Source organism: Actinobacillus seminis, assembly GCF_002263215.1.
GTDB lineage: Bacteria > Pseudomonadota > Gammaproteobacteria > Enterobacterales > Pasteurellaceae > Actinobacillus_B > Actinobacillus_B seminis.
This window is the reverse complement of the sequence record NZ_NLFK01000001.1, coordinates 160,170-185,056: the sequence shown is the minus strand read 5'-3', so window position 1 is coordinate 185,056 and position 24,887 is coordinate 160,170. Positions and strand designations below refer to the sequence as shown.

The 24,887-nt window shown below is 41.3% G+C and carries 23 protein-coding genes, 3 pseudogenes and 1 riboswitch; of the genes and pseudogenes, 18 read left to right on the top strand and 8 right to left on the bottom strand.

All coding sequences use genetic code 11. The features are described 5' to 3' along the window. Window positions 1–53 precede the first annotated feature (53 nt). The 11 genes and pseudogenes from odhB (at window position 54) to CFY87_RS11425 (ending at window position 10,260) form a co-directional block, all read left to right on the top strand. Entirely contained in the window at window positions 54–1,271 is a 1,218-nt protein-coding gene (odhB, locus tag CFY87_RS00995; RefSeq protein WP_094945446.1) for a 2-oxoglutarate dehydrogenase complex dihydrolipoyllysine-residue succinyltransferase, read from the top strand. A 32-nt stretch (window positions 1,272–1,303) separates the two neighbouring features. Further along, window positions 1,304–2,470: an ADP-forming succinate--CoA ligase subunit beta gene (gene sucC / locus CFY87_RS00990; protein WP_094945445.1), complete on the top strand. Its 1,167-nt coding sequence runs from the start codon at window positions 1,304–1,306 to the stop codon at window positions 2,468–2,470. Next, window positions 2,470–3,336 (top strand): succinate--CoA ligase subunit alpha, encoded by an 867-nt coding sequence (sucD, locus tag CFY87_RS00985; RefSeq protein ID WP_094945444.1) that lies wholly within the window; start codon window positions 2,470–2,472, stop codon window positions 3,334–3,336. Before sucC ends, sucD begins: the two co-directional genes overlap by 1 nt. Before the next feature lie 229 nt (window positions 3,337–3,565). After that, window positions 3,566–5,167 (top strand): bifunctional phosphoribosylaminoimidazolecarboxamide formyltransferase/IMP cyclohydrolase, encoded by a 1,602-nt coding sequence (purH, locus tag CFY87_RS00980; protein WP_094945443.1) that lies wholly within the window; start codon window positions 3,566–3,568, stop codon window positions 5,165–5,167. Window positions 5,168–5,504: 337 nt separating this feature from the next. After that, window positions 5,505–6,794, top strand: a complete 1,290-nt coding sequence (gene purD, locus CFY87_RS00975) for a phosphoribosylamine--glycine ligase (RefSeq protein WP_094945442.1) — start codon at window positions 5,505–5,507, stop codon at window positions 6,792–6,794. Window positions 6,795–6,922: 128 nt separating this feature from the next. Further along, entirely contained in the window at window positions 6,923–8,185 is a 1,263-nt protein-coding gene (glyA, locus tag CFY87_RS00970) for a serine hydroxymethyltransferase (protein ID WP_094945441.1), read from the top strand. A 263-nt stretch (window positions 8,186–8,448) separates the two neighbouring features. Next, window positions 8,449–8,898 carry a hypothetical protein gene (locus CFY87_RS12045; RefSeq protein ID WP_236757313.1) on the top strand — a complete coding sequence of 150 codons (450 nt, stop codon included), beginning with the start codon at window positions 8,449–8,451 and terminating at the stop codon, window positions 8,896–8,898. A gap of 11 nt (window positions 8,899–8,909) precedes the next feature. Next, the gene (locus tag CFY87_RS12040; protein WP_272896430.1) at window positions 8,910–9,695 is read left to right on the top strand and encodes a sulfatase-like hydrolase/transferase; all 786 of its coding nucleotides are present in this window, start codon (window positions 8,910–8,912) and stop codon (window positions 9,693–9,695) included. Further along, window positions 9,626–9,778 (top strand): annotated as a pseudogene (locus tag CFY87_RS12395) (sulfatase-like hydrolase/transferase); the annotation flags it as partial. The gene CFY87_RS12040 and the pseudogene CFY87_RS12395, both read left to right, overlap by 70 nt. Window positions 9,779–9,862: 84 nt before the next feature. After that, window positions 9,863–10,054, top strand: a complete 192-nt coding sequence (locus CFY87_RS12035) for a hypothetical protein (protein WP_236757325.1) — start codon at window positions 9,863–9,865, stop codon at window positions 10,052–10,054. Window positions 10,055–10,107: 53 nt separating this feature from the next. After that, a complete protein-coding gene (locus tag CFY87_RS11425; RefSeq protein ID WP_115609974.1) occupies window positions 10,108–10,260 on the top strand; it encodes a DUF1294 domain-containing protein in 153 nt (50 codons plus the stop codon). Window positions 10,261–10,432: 172 nt separating this feature from the next. Here CFY87_RS11425 and CFY87_RS00960 read toward each other — a convergent pair whose 3' ends face one another. After that, window positions 10,433–11,554 carry a pyridoxal phosphate-dependent aminotransferase gene (locus CFY87_RS00960; RefSeq protein WP_094945440.1) on the bottom strand — a complete coding sequence of 374 codons (1,122 nt, stop codon included), beginning with the start codon at window positions 11,552–11,554 and terminating at the stop codon, window positions 10,433–10,435. Between the two features lie 113 nt (window positions 11,555–11,667). On the opposite strand from CFY87_RS00960, the gene CFY87_RS12030 reads away from it, so the two are divergent. From CFY87_RS12030 to tenA, 3 genes are all read left to right on the top strand, one after another. After that, window positions 11,668–11,856, top strand: a complete 189-nt coding sequence (locus tag CFY87_RS12030) for a hypothetical protein (protein ID WP_236757312.1) — start codon at window positions 11,668–11,670, stop codon at window positions 11,854–11,856. After that, the gene (locus CFY87_RS12025; RefSeq protein ID WP_236757311.1) at window positions 11,853–11,999 is read left to right on the top strand and encodes a NirD/YgiW/YdeI family stress tolerance protein; all 147 of its coding nucleotides are present in this window, start codon (window positions 11,853–11,855) and stop codon (window positions 11,997–11,999) included. The genes CFY87_RS12030 and CFY87_RS12025 overlap by 4 nt, the downstream gene beginning before the upstream one ends. A 117-nt stretch (window positions 12,000–12,116) precedes the next feature. Further along, window positions 12,117–12,212, top strand: a riboswitch (TPP riboswitch). A 53-nt stretch (window positions 12,213–12,265) separates the two neighbouring features. Beyond that, the gene (gene tenA, locus CFY87_RS00950; protein ID WP_094945439.1) at window positions 12,266–12,916 is read left to right on the top strand and encodes a thiaminase II; all 651 of its coding nucleotides are present in this window, start codon (window positions 12,266–12,268) and stop codon (window positions 12,914–12,916) included. Between the two features lie 222 nt (window positions 12,917–13,138). Here tenA and lysS read toward each other — a convergent pair whose 3' ends face one another. Next, window positions 13,139–14,650, bottom strand: coding sequence for a lysine--tRNA ligase (gene lysS, locus CFY87_RS00945; RefSeq protein WP_094945438.1), 1,512 nt, complete (start codon window positions 14,648–14,650; stop codon window positions 13,139–13,141). Window positions 14,651–14,695: 45 nt separating this feature from the next. Next, window positions 14,696–15,794, bottom strand: a protein-coding gene (prfB, locus tag CFY87_RS00940) for a peptide chain release factor 2 (protein WP_115609975.1) whose coding sequence is annotated in 2 segments (ribosomal slippage) — window positions 14,696–15,718 and window positions 15,720–15,794 — 1,098 coding nt in all. Because the reading frame shifts where the segments join, the coding sequence is not laid out codon by codon here. 185 nt (window positions 15,795–15,979) lie between these two features. Between prfB and dsbC the strand changes: the two genes are divergently transcribed. The 4 genes and pseudogenes from dsbC (at window position 15,980) to CFY87_RS00920 (ending at window position 19,813) form a co-directional block, all read left to right on the top strand. Further along, complete coding sequence (gene dsbC, locus CFY87_RS00935) at window positions 15,980–16,663, top strand: bifunctional protein-disulfide isomerase/oxidoreductase DsbC (protein WP_094945437.1); 684 nt, start codon at window positions 15,980–15,982, stop codon at window positions 16,661–16,663. A 55-nt stretch (window positions 16,664–16,718) separates the two neighbouring features. Next, window positions 16,719–18,441 (top strand): annotated as a pseudogene (recJ, locus tag CFY87_RS00930) (single-stranded-DNA-specific exonuclease RecJ). 3 nt (window positions 18,442–18,444) lie between these two features. Then, window positions 18,445–19,121: pseudogene (locus CFY87_RS00925) on the top strand (thiol:disulfide interchange protein DsbA/DsbL). Beyond that, on the top strand, window positions 19,121–19,813 hold the full coding sequence (locus CFY87_RS00920; RefSeq protein ID WP_094945436.1) for a 5'-methylthioadenosine/adenosylhomocysteine nucleosidase: 693 nt from the start codon (window positions 19,121–19,123) through the stop codon (window positions 19,811–19,813). Before CFY87_RS00925 ends, CFY87_RS00920 begins: the two are co-directional and overlap by 1 nt. Before the next feature lie 81 nt (window positions 19,814–19,894). Here the strand turns inward: CFY87_RS00920 and CFY87_RS00915 are convergent, their stop codons facing one another. The 5 genes from CFY87_RS00915 to secF all read right to left on the bottom strand — a co-directional run bounded on the left by CFY87_RS00915 (window position 19,895) and on the right by secF (window position 24,833). Further along, window positions 19,895–20,644, bottom strand: a complete 750-nt coding sequence (locus tag CFY87_RS00915; RefSeq protein WP_094945435.1) for an SDR family oxidoreductase — start codon at window positions 20,642–20,644, stop codon at window positions 19,895–19,897. 10 nt (window positions 20,645–20,654) lie between these two features. Then, on the bottom strand, window positions 20,655–21,371 hold the full coding sequence (mtgA, locus tag CFY87_RS00910) for a monofunctional biosynthetic peptidoglycan transglycosylase (RefSeq protein ID WP_094945434.1): 717 nt from the start codon (window positions 21,369–21,371) through the stop codon (window positions 20,655–20,657). After that, entirely contained in the window at window positions 21,349–21,657 is a 309-nt protein-coding gene (gene trpR, locus CFY87_RS00905) for a trp operon repressor (protein ID WP_094945433.1), read from the bottom strand. The genes mtgA and trpR overlap by 23 nt, the downstream gene beginning before the upstream one ends. A 34-nt stretch (window positions 21,658–21,691) precedes the next feature. Further along, window positions 21,692–23,836, bottom strand: coding sequence for a transglycosylase SLT domain-containing protein (locus tag CFY87_RS00900; protein WP_094945432.1), 2,145 nt, complete (start codon window positions 23,834–23,836; stop codon window positions 21,692–21,694). 103 nt (window positions 23,837–23,939) lie between these two features. Next, entirely contained in the window at window positions 23,940–24,833 is an 894-nt protein-coding gene (secF, locus tag CFY87_RS00895; RefSeq protein WP_419670234.1) for a protein translocase subunit SecF, read from the bottom strand. Window positions 24,834–24,887: the final 54 nt, after the last annotated feature.

Below are 24,887 nucleotides of genomic sequence, written 5' to 3'. Positions count from 1 at the left end.
GTGAGAATTACCGCACTTTTGATGAAAACATCAACGAGAAAAGGAAAAATGATATGAGCGATTTTGAGATTATAACCCCGGACTTACCCGAATCCGTTGCAGATGCAACAGTGGTCACTTGGCATAAACAAGTTGGTGATGCGGTTAAACGTGATGATATTCTAGTGGAAATTGAAACGGATAAAGTCGTTTTAGAAGTACCGGCAATTGCTGATGGTGTATTGGAGAGCATTGTTGAGTCGGAAGGCGCGACAGTGGTGAGTAAACAATTATTAGGTAAAGTAAGTGCACAAGCCGTTGCTGGTGCAGTGACCAAAGAAAGTGTACAAACAAGCGAAAGTACTCCGGCGGCTCGTCATTCAGCAGCATTGACTTCGGATGAGTCTAATAGCGATAGCGTAAGCCCCGGTGTGCGTCGTTTATTGGCAGAACATGATTTAAATGCCGAGGACATCAAAGGTACTGGCGTGGGTGGCAGAATTACGCGTGAAGATGTGGAACGTGTATTAGCGCAAAAATCGGCAAAAGCGACGGCACCGGCACAACCTAAAGTGGATATGAATTTAGGTCATCGTGAAGAAAAACGTGTACCAATGACGCGTTTACGTAAACGTATTGCTGAACGTTTATTAGAAGCGAAAAATAATACAGCTATGTTGACTACTTTCAATGAAGTGGATATGCAACCAATTATGAGCTTGCGTAAACAATACAGTGAAAAATTTGAAAAACAACATGGTGTAAGATTGGGGTTCATGTCATTTTATATTAAAGCGGTCGTGGAAGCCTTAAAACGTTATCCGGAAGTGAATGCTTCTATTGACGGAGACGACATTTTGTATCACAACTATTTTGATGTGAGTATTGCGGTTTCTACACCACGTGGTTTAGTCACACCGGTATTGCGTAATTGCGATACATTAAGTATGGCAGATATTGAGAAAGAAATTAAAGCGCTTGCCGAAAAAGGTCGTGACGGAAAATTAACGGTAGAAGATCTTACCGGCGGTAATTTCACTATTACTAATGGTGGGGTATTCGGTTCATTAATGTCAACGCCGATTATTAACCCTCCACAAAGTGCGATTTTAGGGATGCACGCGATTAAAGAACGTCCGGTTGCCGTAAACGGGCAAGTCGTTATTCGTCCTATGATGTATTTGGCACTTTCTTATGATCATCGTTTAATTGACGGACGTGAAAGTGTTGGTTTCTTAGTAACAATCAAAGAGTTATTAGAAGATCCGACACGTTTGTTATTAGAAATTTAATTCCTTAACCATGCAAAAATAGGACGAGATAGATGAATTTACATGAATATCAAGGCAAACAGATTTTTGCCGAATATAAACTCCCTGTCAGTCAAGGTATTGCCTGTAAAACCGTGGATGAAGCGGTTGCTGCAATTAAACAACTTAAGGGGGATGCTTGGGCAATTAAATGTCAAGTACACGCCGGTGGACGTGGTAAAGCCGGCGGAGTAAAACTGGTTCGTAATGAAGCTGAAGTACGTGAGTTTGCTGATAAATGGCTTGGCAAACGTTTAGTTACTTTCCAAACGGATGCCAATGGTCAATCGGTAAATACGCTTTATGTAGAAGAAACCGCCGGTATTGCTCGTGAACTGTATTTAGGGGCAGTCGTCGATCGTTCTTCACAGAAGGTGGTTTTTATGGCATCAAGTGCTGGCGGGATGAACATTGAAGAAGTCGCAGAAAAAACACCGGAATTGTTACATAAATTACCGATTGATCCGTTAACCAGCGGGATGCCTTATCAAGGTCGCGAATTGGCGTTTAAACTTGGTTTGGATGGTGATCAAATTAAACAATTCGCATTCATCTTTACTCAACTGGCAAAACTTTTTGTTGAAAAAGATCTTTCTCTGCTTGAAATTAACCCGTTGGTAGTGACAACTGAAGGCAACTTGCTTTGCTTAGATGCAAAAATGGTGGTGGATGGTAATGCCTTATATCGTCAATCGGAATTAGCGGCGATGCAAGATCCAAGCCAAGAAGATCCGCGCGAAGCGCTTGCCGAATCTCACCAATTAAATTACGTTGCATTAGACGGTAATATTGGTTGTATGGTAAACGGTGCGGGGCTTGCAATGGGAACCATGGATATCGTGAAGTTACATGGCGGTTCTCCGGCAAACTTCCTTGATGTAGGAGGTGGTGCAACGAAAGAACGTGTTGCAGAAGCATTTAAAATTATCTTATCAGATAAAGCAGTGAAAGCGGTATTGGTGAATATCTTCGGTGGTATTGTGCGTTGCGATTTAATTGCGAACGGTATTATTGCCGCAGTAAACGAGATGGGCGTAAGTGTTCCGGTTGTCGTTCGTTTAGAAGGGAATAATGCTGAACTTGGTCGTGACATTTTGGCAAAAAGTGGATTAAACATTATTGCAGCAACCGGTTTAACTGATGCTGCGGTACAAGTCGTTAAAGCGGCGGAGGGTAAATAATGTCTATTTTAATTAATAAAGATACAAAGGTAATCTGTCAGGGGTTTACTGGCGGACAAGGTACATTTCACTCTCAACAAGCTTTAGATTATGGTACGCAACTTGTTGGTGGTGTTTCTCCGAATAAAGGCGGTACCACACATTTAGGTTTACCGGTATTTAATACGGTACGTGAGGCAGTAGAACAAACCGGCGCAACAGCAAGCGTTATTTATGTACCGGCACCGGGTTGTAAAGATGCGATTTTAGAAGCGATTGATGCAGGTATTCAATTGATTATCTGCATTACAGAGGGCATTCCAACCCTAGATATGCTTCAAGTCAAACAACGCCTTAACCAAACTGGCGTTCGTATGATTGGTCCGAATTGCCCCGGTGTAATTACGCCGGATGAGTGTAAAATCGGTATTATGCCGGGTAACATTCATAAAAAAGGAAAAATCGGAATTGTTTCCCGCTCAGGTACTTTAACTTATGAAGCAGTAAAACAAACAACGGATTACGGTTTTGGTCAATCCACTTGTGTGGGGATAGGTGGCGATCCAATTCCGGGGTCAAATTTCATTGATATTCTTAAATTGTTCCAAGAAGATCCTGAAACTGAAGCCATTGTGATGATCGGTGAAATTGGCGGTTCTGCTGAAGAAGAAGCTGCCGCCTTTATCAAAGCGAATGTGACCAAACCGGTGGTGAGTTATATCGCTGGTGTGACTGCGCCGAAAGGTAAACGTATGGGGCACGCCGGTGCTATTATTAGCGGCGGAAAAGGTACGGCAGATGAAAAATTTGCTGCCCTTGAAGCCGCTGGCGTGAAAACTGTGCGTAGCTTAGCGGAAATTGGAAATGCCTTAAAAAGCGTACTTTAATTTTTAGTTAAAAGTTATTTTCTGCTATGGGGATTGCTTAATAGAAATAGATAAGCTACTATTTACGTGCTTTAGATATTTTATTCATAAATCCCAAATCTTACATTTTAGCCCATATCTGTTATGGGCTTTTTTTCGCCTGATTTAAGTGATTTATTTCTACATAAAAGCAAACGTTTGCGTTATAATATTTTCCGTTTTTTCTTTCACACCTTAAAAAGGTATTTCAATGCAAAAAAATCGTCCAATTCGTCAAGCATTATTAAGTGTTTCCAATAAAACCGGTATCGTAGAATTTGCGCAAGGTTTAGTACAACGTGGCGTTAAGTTACTTTCTACCGGAGGTACTGCAAAATTGTTGGCTAAAAAAGGATTGCCGGTGATGGAAGTTTCCGATTATACCGGTTTTCCTGAAATGATGGATGGTCGGGTAAAAACCTTACATCCGAAAGTGCATGGCGGTATTTTAGGTCGTCGTGGAACGGATGATGATGTGATGTGTCAACATGGTATTGAAGGTATCGATATGGTTGTTGTCAACCTTTATCCTTTTGCGGAAACTGTGGCAAAACCGAATTGCACATTAGAAGATGCAGTAGAGAATATTGATATTGGCGGTCCGACAATGGTGCGTTCTGCGGCAAAAAATCATAAAGATGTGGCGATCGTTGTTAATAATGCAGATTTTGATACGATTTTAGCTGAAATGGATCAAAATCAAAACAGCCTAACTCTAGAAACGCGTTTCGATCTTGCGATTAAAGCTTTTGAGCATACCGCGCAATATGATTCAATGATCGCGAATTATTTTGGTCAATTAGTCAAACCGTATTTTGTGGCGGATGAAGAAGATCCGAATGTGAAGTGCGGTCAATTTCCGCGGACTTTGAATTTGAATTTTATTCGGAAACAAACCATGCGTTATGGTGAAAACGGACATCAAAAAGCGGCATTTTATATTGAGCAAGAAGTGAAAGAAGCCTCTGTTTCTACGGCTAAACAATTACAAGGTAAGGCATTATCCTACAATAATATCGCTGATACTGACTCAGCGTTAGAATGCGTGAAAAGTTTTGCTGAACCGGCTTGTGTTATCGTAAAACACGCCAACCCTTGTGGCGTTGCCTTAGGTGAAGATATTTTAGATGCTTACAATCGTGCCTATCAAACGGATCCGACCTCTGCATTTGGTGGCATCATTGCGTTTAATCGTGAATTGGATGAGGCCACCGCGAAAGCGATTATTGACCGTCAATTTGTCGAAGTGATTATTGCGCCGAGTGTCAGCCAAGGGGCGCAAGAAGTCGTTAAAGCGAAGAAAAATGTACGTTTATTAGCCTGTGGTGAATGGGATGGGACGCACACTCGTTTGGATTTCAAACGAGTAAACGGTGGGTTATTGGTACAAGAAGCGGATTTAGGCATGGTGGGCATTGAGGACTTAGACGTGGTCAGCAAACGCCAACCAACGGAACAGGAGTTAAAAGATTTATTATTTTGCTGGAAAGTGGCGAAGTTTGTAAAATCTAATGCTATTGTTTATGCAAAAAATAATCAAACTATCGGTATTGGCGCAGGTCAAATGAGTCGCGTTTATTCGGCAAAAATTGCGGGGATTAAAGCGCAAGACGAAGGATTGGAAATCAAGGGGTGCGTCATGGCATCTGATGCTTTCTTCCCATTCCGTGACGGAATTGATGCTGCTGCAAAAGTGGGTATTGAATGTGTTATCCACCCAGGCGGTTCAATGCGTGATCAAGAAGTGATTGATGCGGCAAATGAGCATAATATGGTGATGGTATTGACGAAAATGCGCCATTTCCGTCATTAATGGTGTTGTTACTTTCTTGCTTGTGCAAGAAAGTAACCAACTAAAGTTGGGAACCCAATAAGTTATCTAGTACGGTAGAATTTCCCCCGTCTGAGTCGCCTGAGCGTTTTGAAATTTTTAGCAAAATTCAGTATGTTTGAGCGAAGCGAGTTCTGGAATTTTGCGTTAAAAAATTTCAAATAAGTGAAGAAAAGCAGCGAAGTCGGGGCGTGTTTCTTTTGCCTACTTTGCTTTGCACGAGCAAAGAAAAGTAGGTCGCCATCGGCGAAACCCGATTTATGTAAAAGCTCGAAACATATTTCGAAGAAAGAACAGAAAGAATAACAAGGAATACAACATGAATATCTTAATCATCGGTAATGGCGGTCGTGAACACGCGTTAGCTTGGAAAGTAGCGCAATCTCCTTTAGCCGACCGCGTGTTTGTTGCGCCGGGTAATGCGGGAACCGCGCGTGAAAGTGCGGTGGAAAATGTGGCGATTTCGGCAACTGATGTACCGGCGCTGGTGAAATTTGCGCAAGAAAAGCAAATCGGTTTGACGATCGTTGGACCGGAAGCACCGCTGGTCGTCGGCGTGGTAGATGCTTTTGAGCAAGCGGGGTTGACTATTTTTGGTCCACGTCAATCGGCGGCGCAGTTGGAAGGTTCAAAAGCCTTTACTAAAGATTTTTTAGCCCGTCACCATATTCCGACGGCGGAATACCGTAATTTTACTGAGATTGCACCGGCGTTGGCTTACGTGCGTGAAAAGGGCGCGCCGATTGTGATCAAAGCGGACGGTTTGGCAGCGGGGAAAGGCGTAATTGTGGCAATGACATTGCAGGAAGCCGAAGCGGCGATTAACGATATGCTATCGGGCAATGCATTTGGTGAGGCGGGTAGCCGAGTAGTCATTGAGGAATTTTTAGATGGTGAAGAAGCCAGTTTTATCGTGATGGTGGATGGTGAACACGTTGAACCAATGGCAACCAGCCAAGATCATAAACGTGTCGGCGAGCAAGATAAGGGCTTGAATACCGGAGGCATGGGCGCTTATTCTCCGGCGCCGGTGGTGACGCCTGAAATTCATCAGCGAGTGATGGAACAGATTATTTATCCGACTGTTCGCGGTATGGCAGCGGAAAACAATGTGTATAAAGGCTTTTTGTACGCCGGGTTGATGATTGATAAACAAGGGCAGCCGAAAGTGATTGAGTTTAACTGCCGTTTTGGTGATCCGGAAACGCAGCCGATCATGATGCGTATGAAATCGGATTTGGTTGAACTTTGTTTGCAAGCCTGTGCCGGAAAATTGAATGAAGTGAAATCAGAATGGCACGAACAAGTCGCGTTGGGTATTGTGCTTGCTGCCGAGGGGTATCCGAATGATTATCGCAAAGGCGATGAAATTGATGGCTTGCCGAGCCAAGCGCGTCAGGATGAAAAAGTGTTCCTAGCCGGTGTTGCCGAGCAAGCGGGCAAACTAGTGACTGGCGGCGGGCGTGTACTTTGTGCTACAGCATTGGGGAATTCGGTTTTTGAAGCGCAGCAAAAAGCGTTAAAATTGGCGGAAAAAATTCAATGGCAAGGGCGTTTTTATCGTCGTGACATTGGTTATCGTGCAGTGGCGAGAGAGCAGAAAAAGTAAAGTGCGGTTATTTTTTATGAAATTTATTCATCTAAAAATGAAAATTTAGCAATCAAATTTTAATTAAAATTATTGTAGAACAGGGTAAACTGTATCTCATCATTTCTATCACTTATGAGGACAAAACAATGTTAAAAAGAAGTATGAATATTGCAGATTACGATCCGGTATTGTGGCAAGCCATCCAAGATGAAAATCGTCGTCAAGAGGAACATATTGAGTTGATTGCATCTGAGAATTACACTAGCCCGCGTGTTATGGAAGCGCAAGGTTCTCAGTTTACCAATAAATACGCAGAGGGTTATCCGCGCAAACGGTATTACAGTGGGTGTGAGTATGCGGATATCGTTGAACAATTGGCGATTGATCGTGCAAAAGAATTATTTAACTGTGATTACGCTAACGTGCAACCGCACTCCGGTTCACAAGCCAACGCAGCTGTTTATGGTGCGTTGATCAATGCAGGTGATACGATTTTAGGTATGGATTTGGCACACGGCGGGCATTTAACGCATGGTGCGAAAGTAAGTTTCTCGGGTAAAATTTATAACTCAGTACTTTACGGTATCACTGCAGATGGCTTAATTGACTACAACGATGTATTAGCAAAAGCGAAAGAATGCCAACCCAAAATTATCGTAGCGGGTTTTTCCGCGTATTCTCAAGTGGTGGATTGGGCGAAAATGCGTGAAATCGCTGATACAGTAGGAGCATATTTATTCGTAGATATGGCTCATGTAGCAGGCTTGATCGCAGCAGGTATTTATCCTAGCCCATTACCATACGCTCACGTTGTCACAACCACGACACACAAGACCTTAGGCGGTCCACGCGGCGGTTTAATTTTGTCTGCCTGTGGCGATGAAGACATCTACAAAAAATTGCAATCATCCGTGTTTCCGGCGAACCAAGGTGGTCCATTAGTTCACGTTATCGCAGCGAAAGCAGTATGTTTCAAAGAAGCCTTAGAGCCGGCTTTCAAAGAATACCAAATTAACGTATTGAAAAATGCCAAAGCGATGGTGGAAGTGTTTAAACAACGTGGGTATAACGTGGTATCAAACGGTACCGAAAACCATCTATTCTTAGTAGATTTGATTAGTCACGGATTAACCGGTAAAGCGGCAGATGCTGCATTAGGTCGTGCAAACATTACGGTAAATAAAAATTCAGTGCCGAATGATCCGCAAAAACCATTTGTGACTTCCGGTATTCGTGTAGGTACGCCGGCAGTAACACGTCGAGGGTTTAACGAAGAGGATGTGAAAATGTTAGCTGGTTGGATGTGTGATGTATTAGACAGCATTGGTAAAGAAAACCATGAGCAAGTGATTGCCGAGACAAAAGCAAAAGTGTTAGACATTTGTAAACGTCTTCCGGTATATGCTTAATTTTGCGTTTATTTTATTGCACTACGAATTTAATGTGGCATTGTAATCTCTATCTAATATAGAACACAATGACCACGTTATGCGAATAATGTATCGTAAAATACAACCATCTTATAATAAAGACTTCTGTTCCGAGAATTCTATAATGTCGACCAATCTGGATTATGAATGTTTCCAACGCATTATAGATAAATCATCAAATATGATGAACTTGTATTAAAGAAACGAACTCTTTCAGGTATTCAAAATATTAGGTAAAAAAGATGAAATTAACCATAAATAAAAAAACATTATTTGTTTTGTTGGGTTACCCGCTTTTCTTCTTGTTAAGCGAAATTGCTTACCGTTTTCTGTTTGATTTACCTAACCTAGGTAAATACTTAGAGACCTATGCCTTCTTTTTTGCCTTTGTTTTACTTTTTTACTATGCCAAATGGAAAATAACCCGATTTGTTATTTTCGGATTCTTTGCTGTTAGTCAAATTTTTAACGCTGTTCATTGGCAGGTTTATCAGAACTTTATCAATAGTACAAATTACATTTTGTTTTTTAAAGAAATTACCGAGGTTTTACATGCAGGAACAAGCATGTTAAATATCGTTATACCTGTTTTTTTATACGCCTTATTTGAAACAGGCATATTTTGGACTATTGGCTTATTTCGTAAAAAAACAAGCGTTAACAAGCCATATGGTGACTTGTTTTTTATCTGATTTTTATTTATATGTTTATTCGCTCTTTTTATTCTCATCAGGAATTTGGTTTAACATCCAATCCGGCGTATTCAAGAATAAAACATAACTTTTTTACAATATCTCATTTATTTGGAAAGGCTCTCCCTTACCAACTATTCGATTTAAGCGATGTTGAGAAATACCATTTAAGAGCACCTCAAGTGGTAGATAAGCCCTCTGTTAAAAATATTGTCCTCATTATGGGAGAAAGCTTAACGGCAACACATGTTAATGCGTTTGGGTATGAGCGTGAGACAATGCCATTTATCACTTCACTATCGCAAGAAAAGCCTCACACTCTACTCAAAGAAAGTTACAGCGCCGGATTAATGACTGCTAATTCACTACCTGCATTTTTTAATGCCGTTCCTCGCCCTAATGGCTTGGAACAAATAATGAAAGGTAACACTAATTTATTTCGATTAGCTGAAATGCAAGGATTTGATACCTATTTTTACTCATCTCAACCTGAACGAGAAATGGCGATTATGAGTATTATGGGAAAAACATGGATATCTCATCAAATAATGCCTACTCAGCTTGGCTATGATCCTTATCAAGGAATGCATGACCATCAATTAATTCCTTTATTTGAAAAAATTGATTTAACGAAAGGCAATCATTTTATTGTGCTTCATCAACGCGGTTCTCACAGCGTTTATGGAGAATATTTATCTGACGATGAAAAAAATTTAAAGGCAATACCATTCTGGATAATTATGATAGTACAATTTACAATACCGATCAATTTATTGAAAAAGTTTATCATCATTTAGAAAAGCACAGTCAGGGTGACTATATATTAATTTACACTTCCGATCATGGACAATATGTCACCAATACCGTATATAACCAAGGGACAATGGAAGAGTCTCAATATTTAGTACCCGCATTTATTTATTCTTCAAATAAGCAAGTTCTCGATAAAATAGATTCTTTGAAAATGTGTAAAAGGCTTTTTCATCAACAACTGGCGACATTTATTATCAATGTGATGGGATTTGATATGCCGATTTCAACTTGTCAAAAAGGCGTGATTAATTCGTCTGTATTAACAGGTGATTCCGGTTATTTAGAAGTGGAAATGATGCAAAAACCGTCATTGATTTTACCTCAAAGAGCCACCGACAATTAGTTTCTTTTATGTTAATGGCTTAATCTATGTAAATTTGTCACATCATAGCGGAGATGAATATCGTCGCTTATTTTTTTGATGTATTTCAACAAACAAAAAGCAATAAAACAACAATGCGCATTCCGGAAAAAATTGTTTTATTGTTGTTGTGCGGCGGATTTATCAGCGTACATTTGGTAATGAAATATTTTTGCCATAAAACGTAACATTTAAGTTTTAAATTTGTAGCGAGTTTGAGCGATATTTTGTGAATAGTGATATTGCCTTGGTGGTATATATCATATTAAAAAAACAAATAAAAAATGACCACACTTTCAGCTATATCAAGCAGTCTAGGGAAGAAAAGTGCGGTCTTTTTTTGTTTTTTCAGGTAATCACTTAAGATTTCCTTGTAGCAAGCCAACCTTTGATGCGCTCAACGCCTTCGCGTAAATGTTCAATATCGCGAGTATAAGCGAAACGGAGATAATGCTGCGTTCTGTTACGCCCAAAATCAATACCCGGTGTGGCTGCGACTTGAATTTCGCGTAGCATTTCTTGTGCAAATTCATAGCAATTGTCGGTATACTTTGATACGTCCGCCCATAAATAAAAGGCACCTTGCGGTTTAAATTCAATGGTAAAAATATCGCTTAACCGGCGATATAAAAAATCGCGGCGTTGGCGGAATTTTTCTTTTACCTCGTCTAAATAGGCTTGGTCAAAAGCTTCCAGCGCGGCATATTGGCTCAAAGTTGGGGCAGAAATGAAGATATTTTGTGCAATAATTTCTGCTTCTCGAACCTTATTCTCCGGCACGATAATCCAACCTAAGCGCATCTCGGGCATACAAAAATATTTGGAAAATCCGTTGATAACATAGGCATTCGGGTTAAATTGCAAAGCGCAGGCAGCTTGTTCGTCATACACCAAGCCATGATAAAGTTCGTCAGAAATAAAGGCAATTTGATGCGCCATGCAATAGTCATTTAAGGCTTTCAAACGTTCGGCACGGTAAATATTGCCGGTTGGATTTGCCGGCGAGGAAATTTGTAGCGCTTGAATTTCGCGTCCCTGTAATTGTTGCGGTGATAATTGATAATAATCTTGTTTATCCACCGGCATAAATTCGGGTTCAATATCCATCATATAAGCGAAGTTCTTGTAGCAAGGATACGCGGGATCCGTTAAGCCGAGTTTATCGCCTTTATTTAAGGTGAGCGCATATGCCACCAAAAACGCGCCACTGGTTCCTGGAGTTAATAACACACGGTTTGGCGTAATTTTTACACCATAAGTGCGGTCATAATATTGGCAGATTTTATCGCGCAACGTCGCCAGTCCTAAACTTTCGGTATAGCTGAATTGTTGTGCTTCAATGGCTTGCAGCAGGGCTTGCGTCACTTTGGGCGAGGGTACAAGATCGGGCTGGCCGATTTCAAAGTGGATAGCATTCGGGTATTTTGCCGCTTCACGCACGATATCCATGACGATAAAAGCCGACATATTGTCACAGCGCATAATTTTTCCTTTTTTTGTTTCTTAAGATTTTCTTAATCTTTATTTGTTTAAATATCCTCATCAAAGCGAATAAGGCTCACTTTGGATAAACCTCAACTTTAGTAAGGAGATTTATGATGAAGAAAATTAGTTTAGCAACAATTTTAGTATTATCAACAGTTAGTATTACTGCAACTGCTGCCGGAGGGTTTCAAAATGGGAATTCTGATAGATCCCGTCATGAAATGATGCGCTCCGGAAGGTTTATCAACGCCAATCAACCGGTGACGACTATTGCACAGGGAAAATACTTGGAAAGATGATCAATATATTGGTTTTACAAGGTAAAATTGTCGAAAAAGCGGGAAAAGATGATTATCGCATCAAAGATGCCGGCGGTGAAATGGCGGTTGAGATCGAATGTGGTGCTTGGGGCGGACAAGATGTTTCGCCAAATGATGAATGAAATTATATGGTGAAGTGAATAAATCTTGGAATAAGACTGAAGTGGAAATTCATCGTGTAGAAAAGATGCGCTAATTTTTTCATTGCAACTTCCTGATTTTCAGTTAAACTTAATCAATAGAATTAGTCGGGGTGCTTGTTTGAAGCAGGCTGAGATGATGCCCGTAAACCTGATGCAGTTAGCACTGACGGAGGAAACCGGTTTTGATTAAGGGCTTACTCTGTTAGTGCTAAATGTTGAATATTTAATTAGAAACAGGAGTAAATATGAGCGTAATTAACCGTTTGATTCAACAAGCTAACTTGCAATGGGAAACATATATTGAGCATCCTTTCGTGATACAATTGGCACAAGGTACATTGGCTAAATCCTGTTTTCAGCATTATCTGAAACAGGATTATTTGTATTTGTTCCAATACAGTCGGGCGTTGTCATTAGGTATTTTTAAAGCCGATAATTTTAACCAAATTCGCGCGGCGCACCGTGCCAATACGGCATTGTTAAGCGAAATTGAATTACATATTGATTTTTGTCGCCAATGGGGGATTTCCGTTGAAGAATTAACCGGTTTGCCTGAATCACCGGCTTGTGTTGCTTATACTCGTTATGTGTTGGATTGCGGTATAAAAGGCGGTTTATCGGAACTTTATGCGGCATTGGCACCTTGCATGTTAGGTTATGCGGAAATCGGGCGACGTTTGTCGAGTCGAGAAGCGGTCGAAAGTAATCCTTATCAAGCTTGGATTGATATCTATGCCGGTGATAAGTTTCAACAAGCGGCGCAAGAGTTTGCGACGATGTTTGAGACGCTTTGTGTTGACCTAACTGAACAACAACTGGCAAATCTGGAGCGAATTTTTACCACGGCCACGCGAATGGAAATTGCTTTTTGGGAAATGGGATTAACATTAAATTAACGGTGTTTTATTGGCAATCTTGTGAAAATAAAGTAAAAGTGCGGTGAAAAAAAGCAAATTTTATTAATTGAAGATAATTCCATGATTGACGATGATCTAAACTTGCCAAAAAGGACGGATTGGATTTTTGCAAACATGGCGTAAAATGATGAAGATATGCCGGTGTTGATTTTAACCGCACGCGATATAAAAATTGGCACTGATAAAGGTGCCAATCTGTTATTACGCTTTTTGTTTCATTGCAGGGAATAAAATCACATCACGAATAGATGCCGCATTCGCAAATAACATTGCCAAACGGTCAATACCCAATCCTTCACCGGCAGTTGGTGGTAAACCGTGTTCAAGAGCGGTGACAAAATCGTCATCTTTGAACATAGCTTCATCATCACCGGCTTCTTTTGCCGCAACTTGTGCATCAAAACGATCTGCTTGATCTTCGGCGTCATTTAATTCAGAGAAACCGTTACCGATTTCCCGTCCACCGATAAACAATTCAAAACGATCGGTAACGTCAGGATTCTCATCATTACGACGGGCAAGAGGTGAAATTTCCGCGGGATGTGCCATCAAGAAGGTCGGTTGAATTAAGTGATGCTCTGCCACTTCTTCAAAAATCGCATTAACAAGGGCGCCTAATCCCCATGATTTTTGAACTTCAATACCCAGTTTTTCCGCTAAGGCTTTAGCACGATCAATATCATATAAATCCGCTTTTACAATGCCTTTATCCGCACCATATTTCAACATCGCATCATGCATAGTAATGCGTTCAAACGGTTTACCGAAATCAAATTCATATTCGCCATAAGGGACAATGGTTGTGCCTAAAATATCTAACGCTAATTTGCGCAATAATTCTTCGGTGTTATCCATTAAATCGTGGTAATCCGCATAGGCTTGATAATATTCCAGCATAGTGAATTCCGGATTATGGCGCACGGAAACCCCTTCGTTACGGAAGTTGCGGTTAAGCTCAAATACACGCTCAAATCCGCCAACTACTAAGCGTTTTAAGAATAATTCCGGTGCAATACGCAGATACATATCAATATCCAACGCATTGTGATGTGTGACAAACGGACGCGCTGCGGCACCACCCGGAATTACTTGCAACATTGGCGTTTCCACTTCCATAAAGCCTTTAGAAATAAAATATTCGCGAATACCGGTAATGACTTTAGAGCGGATTATAAAAGTACGACGAGATTCTTCATTAGCAATTAAATCTAAATAACGTTGACGATAACGGGTTTCTTGGTCACTTAGTCCGTGGAATTTATCCGGTAACGGACGCAAGGCTTTGGTCAACAAGTGAACGTCATACGCTTTCACGGTCAATTCGTTGGTTTTGGTTTTAAATAAGGTGCCTTTTACGCCAACAATATCGCCAAGATCCCAGTTGCCGACATCTTCAGCATACACACCCTCCGGCAAATTATCGCGCGCTACATAAAGTTGAATACGACCGCTCATATCTTGTAAGGTGATAAACGTCGCTTTCCCCATCGCACGACGGGTCATAATACGACCGGCCACTTTGACTTCAATATTCTTCGCTTTAAGGTCTTCACCGTCCAAGGCATCATATTGCTGATGTAAATCTTGCGCAAGTGAATCGCGACGGAAGTTATTCGGAAAAGGATTTCCTTTTTCACGCAATATCGCTAATTTTTCGCGACGTACCGCCATTTCACCGTGAAAATCAAGTTCTGGAGTTTGTTGTTCTGACATTTTCGTTACCTTAATTTACTGTAAATTTATATTAAATCGGGTTGATTATAATCCGGCTTTTAAACTCGCTTCGATAAAACGATCCAAGTCGCCGTCTAATACCGCCTGCGTATTACGATTTTCAACGCCGGTGCGTAAGTCTTTAATTCTGGAATCATCCAGCACATAAGAGCGAATTTGACTGCCCCAACCGATATCGGATTTGGATTCTTCCAACGCTTGTTTTTCCGCGTTTTTCTTCATCATCTCCATTTCATACAATTTCGCTTTTAATTGTTTCATGGCTTGATCTTTATTTTGGTGTTGCGAACGCCCATTTTGGCATTGCACGACAATACCGCTTGGAATATGCGTAATTCTGACCGCACTTTCGGTTTTATTAACGTGCTGACCGCCGGCGCCGGAGGCGCGATAAACATCAATGCGTAAATCTGCCGGATTGATTTCAATATCAATATCCTCATCAATTTCCGGATAAACGAAGGCGGCGCTAAATGAGGTATGACGTCGATTATTGGAATCAAACGGGCTTTTGCGCACTAAACGATGAATACCGGTTTCGGTACGTAGCCAACCAAAAGCATATTCACCACAAACACGAATCGTGGCGGATTTTATACCGGCGACATCTCCGTCAGAAACTTCCACCAATTCGGTTTTAAAGCCTTTGCTTTCAGCCCAGCGCAAATACATCCGCAACAGCATTTCCGTCCAGTCTTGCGCTTCGGTTCCGCCGGATCCGGCCTGTAGATCTACATAACAATCCGCGACATCATGCGGACCGCTAAACATACGACGAAATTCTAGATTAGCGAGTTTTTGTTCAAGATCATCAAGTTCGGCAACGGCTTCGTGAAAGGTTTCTTCATCATCAGCGTCCAGCGCAAGTTCCAACAAACCTTCCACATCTTCCAAGCCTTGTTCCAATTGGCGAATGGTATTGACAATCACTTCCAGTAAGGAACGTTCTTTGCCGAGTGCCTGCGCTTTTTCCGGTTCATTCCAAATATCCGGCTGTTCCAATTCGGCATTGACTTCTTCTAACCGTTCAACTTTGACATCAATGTCAAAGATACCCCCGAAGTACCTTGGTACGAGCATCAATATCAGCGATTTTATTTTTTATTGGATTAATTTCAAACATCATACATCTAAAAATTAAGTGGTTTTTTTAAACTTCGAATTATACGTGAGTTTTATTGGATTTGGTAGTGAAAAGCCGAGATTAGCGGATTTTCTTTGCGTAAATTGAGGGGGAATATTAGCTTGTTTTGTCCGCTTGTGATAGAATTCCGCCATTATTTTGTCAGCAAAAAACAGGAACAAAACATGAAGAAAATAATGACCGCACTTTCACTTGCGGTGATGTCAATTTCCGCTCTCGCGAATGAGGCGGCGATCAGTGCGCAATTTAAAAAATTAGGGGCGAGTTCAGTAGAAGTTAAACCGTCGCCGATTGCGAATTTAAAAACGGTCGTCACGGATAATGGGATTTTTTATGCCTCGCAAGACGGAAAATATATTTTACAAGGCAAATTATTTGAGCTAACCGACAAAGGACCGGTGGATATTTCAAATGTGTTGCTGATGGATAAATTAAATAGTCATAAAAATGAGATGATTGTTTATCCGGCAAAAAATGAGAAACACATTGTGACCATTTTTACCGACATTACTTGTCCGTATTGCCAAAAATTACACCGACAAATGAAAGAATATAACGATTTGGGTATTACCATTCGTTACTTAGCCTTTCCTCGCACAGGGTTAAATAGCAATACCGCCAAACAAATGGAAGCGATTTGGGGTGCGAAAGATTCGGCATTTGCGTTTAATGAATATGACAAAGGCAATGCGCAATTACAGTTAAAAACGCCAAATATCGTCAAAAAACATTATGAATTGGGATTGCAATTTGACGTGCGCGGCACGCCGAGTATTGTGACCGAAAAAGGGGCGGTATTTGGCGGGTATTTAGAACCGAAAGCCTTGTTAGCCGCCTTAGAAGAATAGCAAAAGAATAATAGAAGAATAATATTCACAAATAATGTAGGCTAATCTTATTACCATGAGCAAATCCATTCAGCGCAGAGTTGTATTAGGCAGCGAGCCGGTCGCGGAACATCCGTTGCTGGATCGTTTGTATCGCGCAAGAAAAATTCAAAACACACAACAATTAGACCGCACTTTATCGGCAATGCTGGCGCCAAATTTATTGCGCGGCATGGAAAGTGCGGTGAATTTATTGGTTAAATTTAGGCAAAATGGTGGAAAAATCGTGGTGGTCGGCGATTTTGATGCAGATGGTGCGACCAGTACTGCCTTGATGGTGCAAGCCTTGCAGCAATTGGGCTTTCCTTATGTGGATTTTTTGGTGCCAAACCGTTTTGAGCAAGGCTATGGGCTAAGCGTTGAGGTGGCAAAATTGGCGCTGGAAAAAGGTGTTGAGTTGTTGATTACGGTAGACAATGGCATTTCCTCATTTGAGGGCGTAGATTTTTTTAAAACAGCATCAGATCAAAGTACTGATTACCGATCACCATTTACCCGCGGAAACGTTGCCGGCAGCGGATGCTATCGTTAACCCGAATTTATCACAGTGCGATTTTCCGTCAAAATCATTATCCGGCGTGGGCGTGGCGTTTTACGTAATGCTGGCGTTACGCGCCAAATTACGGGAATTGGGTTTTTTTACTCAACAAACCCAACCTAATTTTGCCGATTTGTTGGATTTGGTCGCTTTAGGTACTATCGCCGATGTGGTTCCATTGGATCAAAATAATCGTATTTTAGCTTATCAAGGATTGACAAGAATTCGTGCCGAGCGTTGTCGCTGTGGTATTCGCGCTTTAGCGGAAGTGGCAAATCGCGAATTGTCGCGTTTTACCGCCGCGGACTTAGGCTTTGCTATCGGTCCGCGTTTAAATGCCGCAGGGCGCTTGGATAATATGTCTGTCGGTGTTGAATTATTGTTGGCGGAAGATATGCCAAGTGCGCGTGCTTTAGCGCTGGAGCTGGATGGATTAAATCAGACCCGCAAAGAAATTGAGCAAGGCATGAAACTGGAGGCCTTAGAAATTTGTCGAAAATTGACCGCACTTCAACAAAGCGTGCCGATAGCGATTACGTTATACCAAGCGGATTGGCATCAGGGCGTTTTGGGAATTTTGGCATCCAGAATTAAAGAACAATTTCATCGCCCGGTCATTGCTTTTGCTCAAGATCAACAAGGTATTCTCAAAGGTTCGGCGCGTTCTATTGAAGGATTGCATATTCGTGATGTATTAGAGCGTATTCACTCCCGTTACCCGCAATTGATTCTGAAATTTGGCGGTCATGCCATGGCGGCGGGGTTAAGCATTGCGGAAAGTCAATTTGAGCAATTTCAGCAAGTGTTCAGCCAAACGGTGCGCGAGATGTTGGATCAAGATAAATTACAAGGTGTGCTGTGGACAGATGGGGAATTGGATGTACAATCTCTGAATTTAGAAACTGCGGAATTGCTACGCAATGCGGGACCTTGGGGACAAGCCTTTCCTGAACCGTTGTTTGACGGGGAATTTCGCGTGTTGCAGCAAAATTTGTTGGCGGAAAAACATTTAAAAATGATAGTGGAATCCGTTCATGGCGGACCTCTGCTGGATGCGATTGCGTTTAATGTAGATCGGCGTTATTATCCGGATTTTTCCATTAAACGAGCGAGATTGGCGTATAAATTAGACGTCAACGAGTTTCGTGGTAATCGCAAAGTACAATTATTAATTGACTATATTGAACCATTGAATGAATAAAATATGTGGAAACGTTGCTTTTTACTAGGCATGTTGGTTTTTTCGTCGTTGGCGTTGGCGGAAACTTCCGGCAGCACTGCAAATTCCGCGCAATTACCGGCAAAAATTGGCGGTTTTGAGGATGGAAAAGACTATTTTTCCTATTCGGAGCAGCAACATATTCCTTATCGTTCAGATAAGAAAATTCTTATTCAATTTTTCTTTGATTATGATTGTCGCGTGTGTTCAACCGCACTGGATATCTTAACACTATACAGCCAAATTAATGCAGATAAAGTGGTATTAAACGAAATCCCGGTGGCAACAAAAAAACATCGTTGAGCGCAACAATATTTTTTACCTTTAATGCTATGCAAGCCGAGAATGCCTCTGAAGCTTTGTTATTTGAAACTTCGGAAAAACAGCGTTATATAAAATTAATGGATTTTAATCAATTGACGCAATGGGTGAGCGAACAGCATTTAAATGTGGAGCAATTTATTCAATTATTTCATTCGGATAGCGTGAAAAATCAAGTTAACTATGCAATTGAATTAACCGAAGAATATGGCGTTTTTACCTTTCCTTATGTGATTATTGACGGGCGCTATGTGCTGACCGCGAGTACATTATACAGCGATGATTACAGCTTTGCGGTGCTGGATTTTTTATTAAATAAACTACAACAAGAGAAAAAATAATGAAAATTGGTATTGTCGGTGCGATGGCACAAGAAGTGGAAATGTTGTCGCAATTGATGACAGACAAAACAGAAGTAAAATTAGCTAATTTTACTCTTTATGAAGGCAAAATTGCGGGAAAATCCGTGGCGTTAGTGCAATCCGGTATTGGAAAAGTGGCGGCGGCAATTGGAACGACCGCCTTGTTGCAGATGACGAAGCCGGATGTGGTGATCAATACGGGATCAGCCGGTGGCGTGGCAGAGGGGTTGTCCGTGGGAGATGTGGTGATTTCTACTGAAACACGTTACCATGACGCAGATGTCACCGCATTTGGTTATGAAAAAGGACAGTTACCGGCTTGTCCGCCAGCATTTATTTCTGATGAAAAATTGACCGCGCTTGTCGCTAAAGCGGCAGCGGAGCAAGGGCAATCGATAAAATTCGGTTTGATTTGTTCCGGCGATAGTTTTATCAATAGTGCAGATAAATTGGTACAGATTAAACAAGATTTTCCGCAAGTGATCGCGGTTGAAATGGAAGCGACGGCAATTGCGCAAGTGTGCCACAGCTTTGCCGTGCCTTTTGTGGTAGTGCGCGCTATTTCTGATGCGGGTGATGGGGCGGCAACCATGTCGTTTGAAGAATTTTTACCGTTAGCGGCGAAAAAATCCTCGGAAATGATTTTGGCGTTATTAGCGCTATTAGATTGATCTTTGGGGAATAAAATCCAATAAAAATGACCGCACTTTGAGCAAATTGGCAATCAAAGTGCGATTAATTTTTTGCAAGTTTTATTTCTCACGTGTTACTTGTAACGGAGAGAAATTTTGCGCGACCGGCATGATTTCAATACGGTTGATATTGACGTGCGCCGGTTGTTGATAAATCCATAAAATGGTATTGGCAATATCTTCCGGCTGAATGTATTCCACGCCTTGATACACTGTTGCCGCTTTTTGGTCATCACCTTTGAAACGCACGTTGGAAAATTCCGTACCTCCACATAATCCGGGTTCGATATTGGTGACGCGCACTTTCGTGCCGGCTAAATCGGCGCGTAAATTTAGGCTGAATTGCTCCACGTAGGCTTTAGTAGCGCCATAAACATTACCGCCCGGATAAGGATAGGTTCCAGCGATAGAACCGAGATTGATAATATGCCCTTGATTACGCTCCACCATTGCCGGCAGCAGTTTGTGCGTCAAATACGTCAGCCCAATAATATTGGCGTCGATCATGGTTTTCCAATCGGCAAATTTCGCTTTGTGTGCCGGTTCTAAGCCAAGTGCCAATCCGGCATTATTTACCAATAAATCAATTTGTTGCCAATTTTCCGGTAATTGAGAAAGCGCTTGATCAATTTGGTTTGGCACGGAAATATCCATGACTAAGGGATAAAAGTTTTCGCCTAATTGTTGTTGCAATTGCGTCAATTTATCTGCACGACGAGCGACGCCGATTACGCGATATCCCACCTTAACCAAGGCAATGCAAGTTGCTTTGCCAAAACCGGAAGATGCACCGGTCACTAAAATATTCATATTATCCTCCTCATAATTGTTGCAAATAATTTTTGCCTAATGAATTCATTTGGCGCAAAATCCAACGCTGTTTTTTCTTAACATAAGCACTAGGTTTATTCGCTTTAAAAATCAGCGGGTTAGGTAAAACTGCCGCTAATAGCGCCGCTTCTTCTCGCGAGAGGTTTTTTGCCGATTTTTTGAAAAATTGCCGGCTGGCAGCTTCTACGCCGAAAATTCCATTGCCAAATTCAGCGATATTTAAATATACCTCTAAAATGCGTTTTTTCGACCATAACAATTCCAAATTTAAGGTCATTGGTACCTCCAATCCTTTGCGTAGCCAACTTTGTCCATGCCATAAATACAGATTTTTAGCGGTTTGCTGGGAAATAGTCGAACCGCCGCGTATCTTTTTGCTTTTTTGATTGTATTTTAAGGCGCTTTTAATGGCATCCCAATCAAACCCGTAATGGCTTGGAAAATGTTGATCTTCGGCGGCAATGACGGCAAGTTGTATTGTCCAAGCGATATTGTCCAAGCTAACCCATTGATAATTAATATCATAGGTAAAATTGCCTTGTAGCAGATGTCCAATTTTTTGTTGCATCATGTAAGTAGAAAAGGGTAGCGGAACAAAGCGAAAAAAAAGAGTAGAGGCGATAAAAAATAAAATAATCCGTTCCAGCCAAACCCAACCGCGTTTTTTGATCAACGAAACGATTTTACTGATTTTTGCTTTGCTCATTGAGTTGCTCTTTAATCCAGCTCATAAATTCCGGCGGCATAGTTTTGATCATATTGGAGCCTCTGGTGATGGTTGCTGCACTGGTATTTAAATTTTGTTGAATTTCCCGTTGCGGGAGGTTTTTATCCAATAGTTGCGCCACAATTTGCAAGCGCAACCCAACTGCATCACGTTCATCCGCCGTTAATAATAATGTAAGCAATTCTTGCTCTTTTCCCTGCTCAAATGCAGTGCGTAACATTGAAATAAATGCATTCCATTGATCCATATTGCGACTAATATACATATTTACCTCATTATTAAACTAAAATACTACTAAACTAGTATAATCTATTATTTTCCTCTTGGGTAAATTTTTGCAAGGGTTTGTGTTGCAAAATTTGATAATAATAGGCATAAGCCAACACATTTTGCACGTAACCGCGTGTTTCATAAAAAGGAATTGAGGCGATAAATTCCGCCATAGATAAGCGACCTTGGGATTTTCCCAACCAGCTATCCACGCGGCGCGCACCCGCATTGTAGGCGGCGGCGATTAAAATACGGTTGTTACCGTATTTGTCATATAATTCCTGTAAGTGCGTGGTACCTAGCATAATATTATCAATCGGATCAAACAGTTGCTTTTCATTATTATAAGGCAGACGAAATTTTTGTGCAGTCAGCTTAGCAGTCGCCGGCAGCAATTGCATCAATCCGCGCGCATCGGCGGAGGAGGATACCTCTGCACGCCAAGCGCTTTCTTGACGAGCAATCGCCATGGCAAAAGTGCGGTCAATATTTCGCTTGTTTAGCCATAAATCAAACCAAGTTTGATAGGCGTTTGGTAAGCGTAATGCCAGATAATCCCAAGCTTTAGCTTGAATAGTTGCTTCTACTTGTAAATCATACCATTGCTGTTCGGCGGCATATTGTGCGAAAACCAATTTTTGTTCATTGTTGACGGAGTTTAATAAATTGCGCCATTCTCGATTGGTATTCAGTTGATCATGGTGATAACGCAATTCGGCAATTTTTGCCAAGGTTGGCGCTGATTTTTGCAATAAGGTTTGTTGCTCCGCTGTCGCGTTAAAATTTAACATTTTTGGTTGATACACAATGCCGAGTTCTTGCGCTGCAAGCATTGGATAAAATCCGCGAGGAGCATTTTGCATGGCTTGCCATTGCTGTTTTGCTTTGGCGGTTTTCCCTTGTTGTTGCCATACTTTCGCTTGCCAATAACGCCATTCCTCTTTATTTTTTGCCTCGGTAGAAAGTAAATTTAGCCATGGTGCAAGATTTTGTTTTTTTCGAATAGCGGTGCGAATTCGGCGTTCTGATAAGCTGTCGCTTTTCAATTCAAGCAGGCTTTGATCACGCCATTGTTGTAATTGCGGATTTTTGCTGTCAAAAAATTGGCTGACCATCGCTTGTTTCCATTGCGCAACTTGGCTTGGGGTAAGGGAAAAGCGCAATGCCCAATCGGCAAATTCCGCAAAAGGCGCGTCCGTTTTGATGTCGCTTTCTTTCAGGGTTTTCACAAATGCCGGAAAAATATGTTGTAAAATTTGTTGATGCTGCGGATTTTCCGAGTTTAATTGCATAATGCTGAATTGATTTTGTGCATTTTGCAAGTTTTTCGGTGCTTGCAATAATTGATTTAGATCGCTCAACCATTTTTTATTTTCTGCATTCGTTTCTTGTTTTTCCAAATAAGTTAGCAGCCCTCGGTTATTTTTGGCAAACGCTAACAACGCGCGTTGTTGCATTAACCGTGGCGTTAATCCGCCGTTCAAACGCCATTCCTCAAGGAGTGGATCACATTGTCTCGGCAAGCTGTCGCCGGTGAGCCAAAGTTTTGTTATGTCCGCGCTGAACATGACTTCTTTTTGCGCTGATTTAGGAGTGGAAAGTGCGGTCAAATTTAGTGTTGTTTTGGAGTTTTCTTGTTGTGCTAACCAAAGGCTACAACGGGAGGCGATATCCATTGGTAATTGCGCCGCATGCTCCACAATTGCTTGCCAATGTTGTTGTTCTATTTGTTGTTGTAACCAGATTTTTTTTAATTCATTGCTGTTAGGAAAATCAGGGTAGCGTCTTTGAAAGGCCTGAATAGAGGCGAAATCCAGTTGCGTTTTATTAGCACTTAGCCATTGATATTCGGCATAAGGTAATAAGGGATAACCTTGTAAGGATTTGAGCAGTTCTGCGCTAACCGATAAAATCACTTCACTGGATGAGCGTTGCAACAGTTGCTGGATTTTGCTGTAGATTTTGCGCTGTTGCATTAAGGTTTGTGTCTGTTTTAATTGTTCCTGCAAACGGATAATTTCTGCTTGTTGCGTTTTGATCAGTATTTCTGCTTCATTATGCATGGTTTGCGTCATAGGAGAAGCGGGAGATGTTGCCTTGGTTACATCCGCTGCATAAAGCGCATAAGGGAGGGAGAGTGTCATCCCGAGAAGCAGTAGCTTAATATTCATCATGTTCCTTTTAAGGTAATCGCAATAAAATAAAAACCGAATAGCTCGGTTTTTTTATTTAATTTGTTAATTTAGACCATCTTTGGGCGAAAAGGGAGGTCAATTTTTAAGGCATTTCTTCAATCTCATCTTTGTTAACTTTTTGGATGATCATGTGTTCACGTTTTAAGCCAAGATCAAATGCCAAGGCGATAGCAATGAAAATGGAGGAGTATGTCCCAAATCCAATTCCGATCAATAGGGCAAGTGAAAAACTGTGAATACTTGGACCGCCGAAGAAGTATAACGCAATAACCACGAATAAAGTGGTGACTGAGGTCATTAATGTTCTCGATAAAGTTTTCGTCAACGAAATATCAATGACATCCATAGTACCAATACGACGGATCTTGCGGAAATTTTCACGCACACGGTCAAATACTACGATACTGTCGTTTAAAGAATAACCGACCACGGATAAAATCGCTGCTACAAAGGTTAAATCCATTTCGATTTGCATATAGGAGAAAACCCCTAAGGTAACGATCACATCGTGGGCAAGCGCTAAAATACCGCCGGTACCCAAACGCCATTCAAAACGAAATCCAACATACACCAATAGCATCAATAACGTGGCTAAAGTGGCATAAATTGCGCCTTGCGTTAATTCTTCACCAACATTTGGCCCCACGAATTCCACGCTACGAATTTGAATATCATTATCCAATTTGCTAAGCATGGTTTGAATATAGTTACCAATTTGCGCATCACTGGCAGTCGCCGGCACACGAATCATCACATCACGTACGCCGCCAGTGGTTTGTACTAAGGCACTTTCAATCCCGTTTTCTTTTAGGGTTGAACGGACTTTATCCAAATCTGCCGGTTGGGAGAAATGGGTATCAATAATGGTACCGCCGGTAAAATCCAACCCCCAGTTAAAGCCTTTGGTAAAGATAAAAAAGAAGCACGCCGCAATCACAATGACGGAAAACAAATAACCCCATTTGCGGAACTTCATAAATTCAATGAGTTTAAACGGTAATTTAACGCCTTGGAACTCGTGAACTTTTTT